This is a genomic window from Phyllobacterium sp. SB3, from assembly GCF_040009165.1.
In the GTDB taxonomy this organism is placed as follows: Bacteria; Pseudomonadota; Alphaproteobacteria; order Rhizobiales; family Rhizobiaceae; genus Phyllobacterium.
This window is the reverse complement of the sequence record NZ_JBDYKI010000002.1, coordinates 216,824-229,486: the sequence shown is the minus strand read 5'-3', so window position 1 is coordinate 229,486 and position 12,663 is coordinate 216,824. Positions and strand designations below refer to the sequence as shown.

Below are 12,663 nucleotides of genomic sequence, written 5' to 3'. Positions count from 1 at the left end.
TCCAACAGGCGTGTCGGGCCGAACGCCCAGGCTCACCTTTACATCACAGGCATTCAGATCGTGCCGCCGAGCGAGGCTTCCAGCAGCGCCAATTCCTGTCCACCTGCCATCATATCCTGCAAGGCTGCTGCATCCACCGTTCCCCGCTCTGCAGTTCCGAGGGTCTGGCCACGGTTCAGCACCGTGAAGCGGTCACCGACGGCAAGCGCATGGCGAACGTTGTGCGTGATGAAAACGACGCCGATGCCCTGCTTGCGTACGCGATCAATCGTACTCAGCACATTCGCCGTCTGTCTGACGCCGAGTGCCGAGGTCGGTTCATCGAGAATCAGCACTTTGGCGCCGAAATGGACCGCGCGGGCAATAGCGACCGTTTGGCGCTCGCCGCCGGAAAGTGTACCCACCGCCTGATCCGGTCCACGCAGGCTGATGCCCATCTTGCGCATTTCGGCGACGGTGATCTCGTCGGCCTTGAGTGTGTCGAATGTCTTGAACGGCCAAATTCCCCTTTCGGGTTCACGGCCCATCCAAAAGTTACGACTGACGCTCATGAGCGGGATCATCGCGAGATCCTGATAAACCGTGGCAATACCGGCTGTCATGGCGTCGCGCGGGCTTTGGAAGAGCGTCGGCCTGCCTTCCACCAGAACCTCGCCCTCACTCGGCTTGTAGACGCCCGACATGATCTTGATGAAGGTGGATTTTCCCGCTCCGTTATCTCCGAGCAGGCAATGGCATTCGCCCACTCGTATGTCGAAAGAGACGCCGGCCAAGGCAATGACATGGCCGAAGTGCTTCGTGATGTGTTTCATCTCCACAATGGCGGACATCAGCGTTCTCCCGTGATGATGCGGCGGATGTAGGTGTTCATGATCACGGCAGTGAGCAGAATGACACCGAGGAATACTCGGAAGAGCGAGCTTTCGGCATTGGCAAAAAACAGACCCTGCTGCACCACACCGAAGATGATGGCGCCGAGGCCCGCACCGATGACGGATCCGTAGCCACCGGTCAGCAGCGCCCCCCCGATGACCACACAGATGATTGCCTCGAACTCCTTCAGAAGACCGCGGTCTGCCGCCGCCGAGCCGAATTCCATCACCTGGCAGGTGGCGAAGATGCAGGCGCAGAAGGCGGAGAACATAAACATCAGGATCTTTACGCGGTTGACCGGCACCCCGACATATCGCGCAGCAACAGCATCGCCTCCTGCGGCAAATATCCAGTTTCCGAATTTGGTGCGGGTCAGGAGCCAATGCCCGAAGACGACGAGGACAATTGCCCACACGACGAGCATCGGGATACCGTCGATGACCGGCTGTCCGGCGCGGTTGCCGCGGGTGAAGGTAGCAATCCAGCCCGCCTCCCCCATCCACCGGAAAAGTCCGCCAAGTATCTTGCCGCCGAAGATCGGCGCGAGCCAATCGGTTGCTGCCTTTTCTGCGACGCCGCCAATGATCGTCTGCCTGGTGAAGTAGATCGATCCCCAGATCGTCAACCCGCGCAGGATATAGAGGAATGCAAGCGTTACAATGAAGGAAGGCAGGCCTGTGCGGATGACCAGCCAACCGTTGACCGCGCCAAGGAAGACGCAGAACCCGAAGGTCGCGATGATAGCAAGCCAAAGCGGCACGCCGATATGCACTGACAGAATGGCTATCATGACACCGGAAAAGCCGATCATAGAGCCTGTGGAAAGATCGAACTCGCCTGCGATCATCAGCAAACAGGCACCCACAGCGATCACCATGAACTGGGCCGAGACGACTGTCCAGTTCATCACACCCTCGGCAGCAAACATACCGCTGTCGCCGGCGATAGCAGCAAATAGCAGGAAAACCAGAACGGTGCCGCAAATACTACCGAGTTCGGGCCTGATCAGCGCGCGCCGGAGCGGTGAGACGGGCTTTATGCGCTCGTCCTTCAGCCCGTCTGGAATGACGTCGGTCATGAATGCATTCTCCTCCCTTAAAAGACGGAGCGCGATCCGGTCATCAGGAACGCGCCCCGAAGTCCGTCAGATCAACGGTACTGACCCGCCAGCGACTCGACGAGTGCAATATTGTCCTTGGTAACGAAACCAGGGCCAGTAAAGATCGAGTTGGCCGGGGCCACACCGTATCGGACATAGCTTGTAAGCACCTGGATCGGGATCGAGCCCTGCAGGAATGGCTGTTGGTCGATCGCGAAGCTGATCGTGCCATCCTTGATGGCTGCGGAAATCTCGGGCGATAAATCGAAAGTGCCGAAATAGATCTCTCCATCGCGGCCCATCTCCTTCACCGCACGGATCGACGGTTCGGCCGAGTTGGGGCCGAGCGTCAGGATCGCGCCGGTATCCGGATTGGCGGTGAGGTACGCCTTTACCTTGTTCTGGACTTCCGACGGGTCGATGCCGGAATCAACCATCTGGCTGCCGAGCTCCACGCCTATGCCTTCGGCAAAGCCACGACACCGCTCCACGGAGGCCGGGTTGGTGATATAGTGATTGACACAGACGAAGCTTTTGATGCCCGCCTCCTTTGCACGTTTGCCCGCCCCGAGACCCGCCTCGAATTCCGGTTGACCGACATGCATCAGCGCGCCGAGCTTTTGGCTCTCCTCCACCGTGCCCGAATTTACTGTGACGACCGGGATGCCCTTGTCGATCGCATCCTTGATCGGCCCTTCGAGCACGTTGAAGTCGGCAATCGTGACGATGATGCCGTCGACGCCGGCGGCCGAACTCTGCTGTACGATGCGTGCCATATCGGCAAGATCGCCGGAGGGCGGATTGCGATATTCGGTCTCGACGCCCATTTGCTCATTCGTGACCTTGATTGCGTTCTTGATGACGTTGAACCAGCTGTCGCTATCCGGCCCATGGCTGATCCAAACGAATTTCTCGCCGTCTGCATGCGCAACACCGGCAAACGCCGTCGTTGCCAGCAGCACACCGACAGCCAGGGATTGCAGAATTTTCTTCATTTTTGACTTCCTCCCGAAGTTGACTTCCTGTTTTGCTCCCGCCCGAAGCCGTTGCGGGTAATACTGTGATTATCGCATACGTTATCGCAAAATTGCGTGGCATGTATGCAAGCATCAGGCCAGACGCTTGGCTGCCTGTGCCGACAACGCAGCATCGAGGCGCGTCTCGTCCCAGCCTTCCTCCACAGCCCGCGCGAGCAGATCCTGCTGGCTGTCGGGCGCGAGACCGCCGAGAGGTGGATCGGTGTCGAGGTTGGTCGGAAACGGATAGCCGTCCGCCGTTGCAGCAATGACAGCCCGGCGTCCCTGCGGAGACAGTGAAGCCAGATGGGGATAGACAGCGCGGGCCATGGTGCTGCGATCGAGGTTTTCCATGTGGCGCGCGAACGCCGACGCCGTCTGGATGAGGTTTACCATGCGCACGACGTCAGTCGTCCGGTTTTCCCCCGCAGCGTGAAACAAGGCGGGGCTGAAGAAAATCGCGTCGCCTTTTTCCAGCGGCAGCTGAACGTAGTGTTCCTCGAAGTAATTCCGGAATTCCGGTTTCGTGGCCGCAACGTATCCCGGCAGATAACGCTGTGAGTGGGGCAGCAGCTTCGTCGTGCCGCTTTCCACTGGCATGTCGCAATGGGCAACGCCGCCTTGCAGGATGAGGGTCGGACCGGTGGCGTGGATGTGGCTCGGATATTCCGCCATTTGTTCAGGCTTCATGAAACCGAGATGATAGTCGCGGTGCGGTGCCTGCGCCTTGCCGCCGGGGCGGACCTGGTTGACCTGGGTGGCGATCTGATAGCCCGGCCCAAGCCAGGCCCGGCAGGCGATATCGATCACCGGATTGGCCATGTACCGGGCGTAGACTGCAGGATCGCGCAGGCAGAGTTTTTGCAGGCTGTTCCAGATGCGATCATTGGCACCGGCCCTGGCAAAATGATCACCGGCAGAAATACCGGCCGCACGTTCGTCGGCGATGATCTGACGAAACACCTTACTCGCCGCGTCAATGGCGCCCGTATCCGCAAAAGCATGCTTTACCACGAAGACGCCCGGGCCGTTACCGATGACCGATGCCCATTCCGGGCCGATGCCGTCATTGACGGATGCCCCCTCGTAGAGGGGAATGTTCTTCTCGATTGCGATCGCCGTCGGGCACATCGCATTTGTGGTCTCGGTCTCTACCTGGCGCCGGAATTGCGCAAGATCGGTCCCTGTAGCGATTTTATTCATCGAGTCCTCCCACCCGCCGTGTAACGATCCTTTAAGCAGACAGCGCTCGCCGCTCTGACTCCGCTGCAAGCCTCTGTTCGATTAAAAAATTGCAGTTATTCTCATCGAGCAACATTAATTGCAAGCGGCATAATGTCAACAGGACTTTGGCTCTGTCGCGCACAAAGCGTTGGCGTGAGCCCAAACTGCTCCTGGAATCGCGGTTTGCCTGGGACCATACGGGGTGCATGCCGTCTTGGACAGCGGCTGACGCGAATGCCGTCAGGCTCCAAGAGAACGGGATTCATTGTCGGCAGAGTCGACAATCATGGTCATCCCAGGCAGACCGCGTTATTCGATTTCGGAACAACGCAGTGCCCGGCTTTCCCGGATCCTCGATGTACTCGCAAGTCCAGGAGAATTCGGCGCCATAGCGCGGCGCCGAATTGGGCAAGCAGGGTTCTGACAGCTTTGTTATCTCTTGATTGCCCATTGGCGGAGCGATTTGTCGCCATAGGCCGCAGCAACAACGATGACACCCAGGATAAGAATGAACCACTGGGGCTGAACGCCGGTAACTACCAGATAGGATTGTATGGATGACAATACGAACGCCCCCATCAATGCGCCAATCAACGAAATGCGACCGCCAGCGAGGAGGCAACCGCCGAGAACGCACGAGGCGATTGACTGCAACTCCATCAGCCGCCCCATAGAACCGTCTGCGAACCCGAGCTTTCCGGCTTCAAGTGCGCCGGCAAAGGCAGCAAGAATGCCGCAAACAACAAATGCAGACAGCTTGATGCGATCAACGCGTACACCACGGGAATGTGCACTTTCGGCCGAACCACCAACGGCAAGCAGCCGATTGCCAAACGGCATTGTTTTCAGGACCATGATGAGGACCGCGAAGGCACCAATTAGCCAAAAAAGGGCCGTGTTGAAGCCGAGAAGGTCACCGCCGCCAAGAAGAAAATAACTCCAGCCCTTGCGCGCAGCGTATGGAATAGAAAAGGAAAACCCATCAGTCAGGGCAATCGATATGCCGCGAAAAATCATCAGGGTGCCCAGTGTGATGATAAGCGAAGGTGTCCTGGTCCTGGTGATAAGCAAGCCATTCAAATAACCGATTGCTGCGCCCACGGCGATGGCAGCTATAGCAGCAATGGCCGGATCCACGCGGGCGGCAAGCCAAAGATAGGCGAGCGCCCCCATGCCAAAGGTTGATCCCACTGAAATATCGATTTCACCTGTCCCGATCACGATCGCTACGCCCAGACTCATCAAACCGAGCGTAGCAGTGACCTGCATGATCGTTCCGATGTTATAGAGGTTGGCCCACCTTCCATCTGATGTCGACGCGAAAATAACGATCAGAATTGCGCCGATCAGAAAAATGCCGATTTCCGTGTGACGACGAATGAGGGGTTTGGCTGCTGACAACGCCATCAGACCGCCTCCCGTTTCTCGACCATGCGTCCGCCTTGACGGATAACGTCTTCAAGTGCTTCCGCCGACATGCTGTCAGTGTTCGCATCAGCGACCTTTTCGCCGTTCTCCATGATGACGATGCGATCAGCGAGCTTGTGCACCTGGAAGATGTCGTGTGTGATGTAGATAACGAGCAGGCCCTGCTCCTTCAACTGCACCGCCAGCTCGTTGACATGCTCCCGTTCGCGTACCGACAAGTGGTTCGTCGGCTCGTCCATAATGACGACGCGGTTCTTGAACTCGACGGCCCGACCGATTTTGATCGACTGGCGTTCACCACCTGACAGCATTTCTACCTCGTCATCCGCCGACACATTTTCGCGAAGGCCGAACTGCCGGATAATGCGGCTCGATTTCGCGCGCATTTTCCCCAAATCGAGAAATGGTATGCCGAAAACACGTTTGACCGGCTCCCGACCCAGATAAAAGTTCCGTGCTATCGATAGATTGTCGCAGAGACCTACGGACTGCTGAATGGTCTCGATGCCTTGGTCAATTGCCAACTTCGGGTGAAACCTTTCCACTTTTTTACCGTCGAAGAATACCTGGCCTTTTGTCGGCGCGTGAATACCACACAGCACACGGATCAGCGTGGTTTTTCCGGCACCATTATCGCCGACCAGACCGATCAGTTCGCCAGCATTGAAATCAACCGAGACATTTTTCAGGGCATGAAACGAGCCAAAATAGAGATGCAGATTTTTGACTTGAATCAACGGTTGTTGTTTGGTCATTTGAGTGTCCTCCACGTCAAACGCTATGTCCGATAAAGCGAGCAAGCTTCTGATTGAAAATAACCGCGACGATGAGAACGGCGCCGACAAATGTGATATACCAGGAAGATGGTGCACCAAGAGCAATCAACTCGTAGCGGAAGCTGACAACAATTAATGCTCCAAGGATGACGCCGAGGATTGATCCTCGACCGCCCGTAAGAAGACACCCTCCAATTACGGCCGCGGAGATGGCCTCGAGTTCCATGTTCTCGCCAAGCGTCACGTGAGTCTGTGGCCGATTGCACAGGGTCAAGATTCCAGCGAAACCCGCAAGCAAGGAACAAAGGACAAATGCCGCTGTCTTGACGCTGTCCGTGCGGACGCCACGTGACACGGCACTCTCCCGGTTTCCGCCGGTCGCCAGCAGCCGGTTCCCGAAACGGGTGCCCCAAAGCATGATCGCCAGGAGGACGGCAATGAGTGTGACCCAGTATATTGCTGCAGCAATACCGAAAAGCTCGCCGCCCAACATTCGGGTCAGAGCGTGGCTGCGGGCATCTGCGGAAAAATTATGGACGGATCCTCCGGTCCAGACGTAGATTATGCCTCTCGCTGCGAAAAGACCGCCCAGAGTGACAATCATGGACGGAAGCCGTCCTTTGACGACGGCAACTCCCTGGACGAAACCGGCCGTTGCTGCGATCAATAAAGCCGCGATCAAAGAGCCCGACACACCCAATGTCGGCTCCAACGTTATAAATGCAACCCCCGTTAGCCCGTATATGGATCCTACGGATAGATCGATCTCCTTGGTCATGATCACAAGAGCCTGCCCAAGGGCGACCAAGGCAAGGATGGCAGTGAACTGGGTAACGTTCGATATCGTCTGGGCTGTCCACCAGCCTGAAAAATCGATCACAGTAAAGACGGCAAGCATGGCGATGACGCCCACGGTCGCGCCAAATCCCTGGCTTCGTACAAAGTGATTCATAATTCTCGAACTCACGTTTAAGTGCGCTGCAAATGCACAAGGGAGGGCAACCCGGCTATTGATGCAGGCGGGCCGCCCCTGTTCGGCGGGTAAGCAGTTACCAGGTATTTTGTTCGTCGTAGGCCTTGTCACCGAACACGCCGCGCACCTGTTCTGCCCATTGATCTGCATTGTCAGCATTGATCACAATCGGACCAGTCAAGATGCTTGACTGGGGCGCGTATCCGAACTTCTTGTTCCAGTACAGCCATTCCATCGGAGCATAGCCCTGCAGCCAGAATCCTTGACTGTTGGTCGCCAGGATGTGACCTGCGCGCACGCCCTCGATGGAGACGGGGCCTTCATCGACGGTGAGCACGGTGACGCCCTTGTCATCGACATCGGGGTCGAGCTTCATATCGTTTGCGACACCCCAGGCCCAGGGCGATGTCCAGCCAGCGACTGTGAAGATGTAATTGGTGTCCGGATTTGCCTGCAGGAAAGATTGCAGAGTGTTGCGCGCAGTGGCCGGCTCGGCGCCGATGAAGAGTTCGTCAAACTTGGCACCCGCCTTCTCCATGATCTCCTTCATACCCGCGCAACGGGCCTTCAGACCCTGGTGCGCTGAGTCATGGCTTGCGCAGACCACATGGGTCGGCTTGGGGATTTCACCCGCTTCCACCTTCTCCAGCGCATATTCGCCGAGTTTTTTCCCCGTCAGGAACTCGTCGCCACCGACATAGGTGATATAGGGAATACGCTCGCCATCCGGACGACTATCGGGAATGTTGAAAGCTACGACCGGTATACCGGACTCGACCGCCTTGCGAAGTGGACCTTCAAAAGCATCGGAACTGACGATGGGCACGGCAATCCCGTCGGGGCGAGTTGCGATCGCCTGTTCCAGCAGGCGGACGTGTTCTTGAACGGAATAATTGTTTGTGGAAATGTATTCGGTCTTCACGTTCGGGTACTTCGCTTCGAACTCTTTGAGCGAGGTTGTAAGCCAGTTCATGTTGGGATCATTGGATCCGATATGCGAGACCATGACGAAGCGATACTCTTTTTCGACATCCTGAGCATGGGCAGTGCCAAACGCAGCTGATGCCAAAAGAGCGGTGTAAAGAATGTTTTTCCCAGTTCTCATAAGGTTCCTCCTCCTTGAAACAAACAAAGTGGCAATTGCAATGAATTTGCCGGACGTCTTCAGGCCGCAACACAAGCAATCCCTGTTGCGTGCCAACTCCCATATGCAACAATAATTGCATTTATTAAACACTGTCAACATTTATTCCGTACTGCGCGAATTCAGGGTGTTTGGGGGAGTTTGCGATCGCTCCGTCATACAGGAACAAGATGACCCGGGGCATCTTCAATGATGTCACTATCAGTCACAAGGTTTTCCTTGTGAGGACCTGATCATCCGCTGCGGCCAGCAAGCTCGATACCAACGCTGGTCGTCCGACGAGGAAAATCAAATAATAACGGCCTCGCGGGACTTCGGCTCGAAACAGGCATCGAGTACCTTTTGCAGATTCATCGCCCTTCGGAAGCTTGGCTCCGCTGTTTGACCGGTTCGAACCGCTTCGATAAACAGGGCATAGTTGGTCGGAACTGGCGGAGACCGGATGAGGCGCCAACTCAAATCATGCACGTTGTCGCCATTGCATGCCCGAAGCGATGTGCACTCATGACTGAAGTCGAGCTCCAGTGCCCCTTGATCTCCGAAGACATGGAGCCGAAGGGTATTGCCGTAACCGGTCATGAACCGGCTGGCATGAATCACGCCCAGCGCGCCATTGGCGAAGGTAAGTGACATCACGGCACTGTCATTGGCATCGAGCATGTAGTCGCCAATCCGATCATCCGGAGCCTTGGAGAAGGTCTGCAGCCGGGCCTGAATGGAGACGGGTTCGAGCCCGATAGCATACGTCGCGAAATCAAGAATGTGGATACCAACATCGCCGAGCACGCCCTTCGAGCCGTGTTCGCTCGATAGACGCCACAGCCAGCGCGGATCGGTACGCCAGTCGCCCCAGTGAGTGCCGACAAGCCAACTTTGACGATAGCTTGCCTCCACGTGCCGGACGTTGCCGATATCGCCATCCTCGATCATACGCCTTGCCTGTTGCAAGGCGGGAACGTTGCGGTAGGTAAGGTTCACCATACCGACGAGACCTGCTGCCTCGACGGCTTGGGTCATCTCGCGGGCAAGGGGATGGCTTTGGGCAAGCGGTTTCTCGCAAAAGATGTGTTTGCCTGCCGCGATGAGCTTCATTGTTGTCGGATAATGAACGCCGTCCGGTGTCACATTGGCAACAGCATCAAATTCGCCCCAGGAGATTGCCGCATCAAGATCGCTGAAAGCATGGGGGATATTGTGCATTGCACAGAACAATTGTGCCCGGTCTGCGTCAGGATCAACGCCCGCTACCACCTGGCAACCTGGGAGAGCGCTGAAATTCTCGGCATGGCTGGCGGCCCATGTGCCGGTACCGAGTATGAGAATACGAACCATCGCGCGGCTCACCGAAAACCGGCTTCATCGAGAGCGCAGAATTTGTTCCCTTTGTCGACCAGAGACTCCTTCGAACGGTGCATTTGATGCGTGGGCAAATGTCGAACATGGTTTGGCTGGATTGTGGGTGACCGGAATGCAGGACAATAAGTCCCGTTCGGCAGGCATTCCCCGTCGTGGGACAAGGCTTGTGCAATGACTGTATACATACCGTCGGGACAGAGAGCCACGGATAACCTTCCTTTGAAATGGCCGATAGATGATTTTTCAGTATTTAGAATCGTAGCACGAATGTCTACAATCCCGATTAAAGGCCCATTGTACAGTGCCTCCTGGCAAAGCCACGAATGAAGGCGGTCAAACGAACGACGACTGCTATATACCTCCATTTCAGTCCGACAGAAAGCTTTGGCTCTTTCTGGAGTGACGCCATGTCAGGAGCCTGGGGAAGGCCAGCCGCATCCGGCAGCATTCACCGGTGCGCCTGATTGCCATCAACGGAGGCGCGCCTGGATAGCGGGAAGCTGGCGAGCCATCTGCTCGCGCAGGCGGGGCGTGATCCAGTCCAGGAAGCATCGCATCTTCATCGGCAGGGGACCGGTTGCTCTATAGACAATGTTCACAGGCAGCGGTTCCGGTGCGAACTCCGTCAGCAATTCCTGCAGAGTGCCGGAGCGCAACTGATCGGAAATCTGGTAAGACAGCACACGGATAATGCCGACACCGGCCACGGCAGCCTGAATGGCAGCCTCTGTCGTGTTGACAGCGAGCTTGGGGCGCGGTTCGACGGCGAAGGCGGTTCCGTCGCGGCGGTAGCGCACTTCCGGCGCGGTTGCGAAGCCCTGGAAGCTTATGCCGTCATGCCGGGAGAGGTCTTCAGGCCTAAACGGCACGCCGCGGCGTGCGAGATAGTCGGGGCTCGCGCAGATCACCCGGCGGACGGCGCCCAGCCGGATTGCGATCAGTGCGCTGTCCGCCAGGTGTCCGATCCGCAGGGCCACATCAACATGCTCGTCCGCCAGACTTAGCTGCCGATCAGTCAGGGTCAGGCGCAGGTTGATATCGGGTTGCTCCTTCAGGAATTCCAGCGCAATTGGCAGCAGATGGCGCTCGCCGAAGGCAATCGGTGCGGTCACGTGCAGCCCGCCACGCAGCGCTCCATAATCGCCGCTGGCCTGCCGCTCTGCCGCGTCCAGTTCCTCAAGAATACGACGTGATGCGGCGACGTAGCTTCGCCCCTCTTCCGTCAAGGCGAGGCCGCGGCGGGTGCGCAGGACCAGGCGCACACCAAGGTGCTTTTCAAGATCGGCGACCTTGCGGCTGACCGTGGCGAGCGGTGCATGCAATCGCCGCGCCCCGGCCGAGAGGCTGCCGGCGTCCACCACCGCCAGCAGTACCGACATCGCTTCAAACCGATCCATCAAATCCTTCCGGAAATTGAGAGGAAAGTTCCTGAAATCGCAGGATACCCTGTTGGTTTTGGATATCCTAGCCTTCATGTCGTTGAAGGGGAACCATCCGGCTCCCCGTATAGCTAAAGATCAGGAGAAAGACGTCATGCCTCAACTTTCACGTCGTGCCTTTGCCAGCGCTCTTCCTCTCGGCCTCCTCGGGGGAGGACTGATCGGAGGCGCCCCGGCCCTTGCCTTGGTGCAGAATACCGCCAGGACGCCGCTCGGCATTATGCCACTGGCGCAGATCCGCGTCGGTCGCTTCACGGTGACGGCGCTGACAGACGGGTTTGCCGATATGCCCTACGACTATTTTCCGGGACGCGCCCCGGTCGAGGTGGAGCAGGCGGCAGTCGACCAGTTCACCGCCCGGGCGAGCGGGGTGCGGTTCCTCTTCAACCAGTATCTCGTTGATGATGGCGAGCGCCGCATCCTGATCGATGCCGGTGCAGCGGGCTCGATTGGGCAGACCGGCAAACTGCCGCAGGCGCTCGGCGCGCTTGGCCTGCAGCTTGACGAGATCGATGCGGTGATCGTGACGCATATGCATCAGGACCACATGGGCGGTCTTGTCGCCGGAGGCAAGAACAACTTCTCCAAGGCAGAGCTCTACATCGATCGTCGCGACGTCACCCATTGGACCGATCCGGCCAGGCGCAGCGGTGCGCCCGATTACCTGCAGACCAGCTTCCGAATGGCGGAGGAGGTCGTGCGCCTCTACCCGAAACTCCAGGCGATTGATGGAGAACGCGAAATTGTGCGCGGCGTCTCGATCGTCGATCTTACCGGCCATACACCTGGCCATATCGGCGTGCGGGTGGAAGATGATGGAAAGAGCCTCATCATGGTTTCGGATATGATCTTTCCCGTGGTGCATCCGGGGGCGACAGATGTGTTCTTCCTCTTTGAGCAGGACCGTGCAGCGGCCAAGGCGATGCGCGACCGCTTTTTCCCTCGCGCCGCTTCGGAAGGCGCGCTCATTGCCGCCACCCACATGCCCTTCCCGGGGCTGGGTCATGTCATTGCCGACCGCGGGCAGATGCGCTGGCAGGTAGCGGACTGGGCCTTGCAGGATTGAAGTCAGCTACAGCACCGTGGCGGACCTGCGGGCTTTCGGACCACCGTCGATGCATCGCGCTCGCCTGAGCCATCAAACCGGGCAACAGAGAAATATTATCCTCGATACCGCCGTCGTGAAGGAAGAGTCCAGTCGCTGCAGGCTTTCGGGGTCGATATTCACCATTGCTGTTCAGCTAAACGAGGCAACCGAACAGCGCTTGTTGAAAATAGCTTTTGTTGAAGACGTCCGTGCAAAACTGCCCATCGCGCCCTGCCCCGTTATGATCT

The 12,663-nt window shown here is 57.5% G+C and carries 11 protein-coding genes; 1 reads left to right on the top strand and 10 read right to left on the bottom strand.

Annotated elements, in window-relative coordinates; translation table 11 throughout:
- Window positions 1-53: 53 nt before the first annotated feature.
- From ABKW30_RS07620 to ABKW30_RS07575, 10 genes are all read right to left on the bottom strand, one after another.
- Window positions 54-830 carry an ATP-binding cassette domain-containing protein gene (locus tag ABKW30_RS07620; RefSeq protein WP_348598020.1) on the bottom strand — a complete coding sequence of 259 codons (777 nt, stop codon included), beginning with the start codon at window positions 828-830 and terminating at the stop codon, window positions 54-56.
- Window positions 830-1,951, bottom strand: coding sequence for an ABC transporter permease (locus tag ABKW30_RS07615; protein ID WP_348598018.1), 1,122 nt, complete (start codon window positions 1,949-1,951; stop codon window positions 830-832). Before ABKW30_RS07615 ends, ABKW30_RS07620 begins: the two co-directional genes overlap by 1 nt.
- 71 nt (window positions 1,952-2,022) lie before the next feature.
- Window positions 2,023-2,967: a sugar ABC transporter substrate-binding protein gene (locus ABKW30_RS07610; protein ID WP_348598016.1), complete on the bottom strand. Its 945-nt coding sequence runs from the start codon at window positions 2,965-2,967 to the stop codon at window positions 2,023-2,025.
- Window positions 2,968-3,081: 114 nt separating this feature from the next.
- Entirely contained in the window at window positions 3,082-4,191 is a 1,110-nt protein-coding gene (locus ABKW30_RS07605; RefSeq protein WP_348598014.1) for a phytanoyl-CoA dioxygenase family protein, read from the bottom strand.
- Between the two features lie 453 nt (window positions 4,192-4,644).
- A complete protein-coding gene (locus tag ABKW30_RS07600) occupies window positions 4,645-5,619 on the bottom strand; it encodes an ABC transporter permease (protein WP_348598013.1) in 975 nt (324 codons plus the stop codon).
- On the bottom strand, window positions 5,619-6,395 hold the full coding sequence (locus ABKW30_RS07595; RefSeq protein ID WP_348598011.1) for an ATP-binding cassette domain-containing protein: 777 nt from the start codon (window positions 6,393-6,395) through the stop codon (window positions 5,619-5,621). Before ABKW30_RS07595 ends, ABKW30_RS07600 begins: the two co-directional genes overlap by 1 nt.
- Before the next feature lie 16 nt (window positions 6,396-6,411).
- Entirely contained in the window at window positions 6,412-7,368 is a 957-nt protein-coding gene (locus ABKW30_RS07590) for an ABC transporter permease (RefSeq protein WP_348598009.1), read from the bottom strand.
- 97 nt (window positions 7,369-7,465) lie between these two features.
- The gene (locus ABKW30_RS07585) at window positions 7,466-8,494 is read right to left on the bottom strand and encodes a sugar ABC transporter substrate-binding protein (RefSeq protein ID WP_348598008.1); all 1,029 of its coding nucleotides are present in this window, start codon (window positions 8,492-8,494) and stop codon (window positions 7,466-7,468) included.
- A 327-nt stretch (window positions 8,495-8,821) separates the two neighbouring features.
- Complete coding sequence (locus ABKW30_RS07580; protein WP_348598006.1) at window positions 8,822-9,865, bottom strand: Gfo/Idh/MocA family oxidoreductase; 1,044 nt, start codon at window positions 9,863-9,865, stop codon at window positions 8,822-8,824.
- Between the two features lie 494 nt (window positions 9,866-10,359).
- Window positions 10,360-11,286 carry a LysR family transcriptional regulator gene (locus ABKW30_RS07575; protein WP_348598005.1) on the bottom strand — a complete coding sequence of 309 codons (927 nt, stop codon included), beginning with the start codon at window positions 11,284-11,286 and terminating at the stop codon, window positions 10,360-10,362.
- 136 nt (window positions 11,287-11,422) lie between these two features.
- On the opposite strand from ABKW30_RS07575, the gene ABKW30_RS07570 reads away from it, so the two are divergent.
- A complete protein-coding gene (locus ABKW30_RS07570) occupies window positions 11,423-12,394 on the top strand; it encodes an MBL fold metallo-hydrolase (protein ID WP_348598003.1) in 972 nt (323 codons plus the stop codon).
- The last annotated feature ends 269 nt before the right edge of the window (window positions 12,395-12,663 follow it).

Excerpts from the sequence above, each read along its gene's own strand:
- ABKW30_RS07620 (WP_348598020.1), bottom strand. The coding sequence starts at position 830 with ATGTCCGCCATTGTGGAGATGAAACACATCACGAAGCACTTCGGCCAT.
- ABKW30_RS07615 (WP_348598018.1), bottom strand. The coding sequence starts at position 1,951 with ATGACCGACGTCATTCCAGACGGGCTGAAGGACGAGCGCATAAAGCCC.
- ABKW30_RS07610 (WP_348598016.1), bottom strand. The coding sequence starts at position 2,967 with ATGAAGAAAATTCTGCAATCCCTGGCTGTCGGTGTGCTGCTGGCAACG.
- ABKW30_RS07605 (WP_348598014.1), bottom strand. The coding sequence starts at position 4,191 with ATGAATAAAATCGCTACAGGGACCGATCTTGCGCAATTCCGGCGCCAG.
- ABKW30_RS07600 (WP_348598013.1), bottom strand. The coding sequence starts at position 5,619 with ATGGCGTTGTCAGCAGCCAAACCCCTCATTCGTCGTCACACGGAAATC.
- ABKW30_RS07595 (WP_348598011.1), bottom strand. The coding sequence starts at position 6,395 with ATGACCAAACAACAACCGTTGATTCAAGTCAAAAATCTGCATCTCTAT.
- ABKW30_RS07590 (WP_348598009.1), bottom strand. The coding sequence starts at position 7,368 with ATGAATCACTTTGTACGAAGCCAGGGATTTGGCGCGACCGTGGGCGTC.
- ABKW30_RS07585 (WP_348598008.1), bottom strand. The coding sequence starts at position 8,494 with ATGAGAACTGGGAAAAACATTCTTTACACCGCTCTTTTGGCATCAGCT.
- ABKW30_RS07580 (WP_348598006.1), bottom strand. The coding sequence starts at position 9,865 with ATGGTTCGTATTCTCATACTCGGTACCGGCACATGGGCCGCCAGCCAT.
- ABKW30_RS07575 (WP_348598005.1), bottom strand. The coding sequence starts at position 11,286 with ATGGATCGGTTTGAAGCGATGTCGGTACTGCTGGCGGTGGTGGACGCC.
- ABKW30_RS07570 (WP_348598003.1), top strand. The coding sequence starts at position 11,423 with ATGCCTCAACTTTCACGTCGTGCCTTTGCCAGCGCTCTTCCTCTCGGC.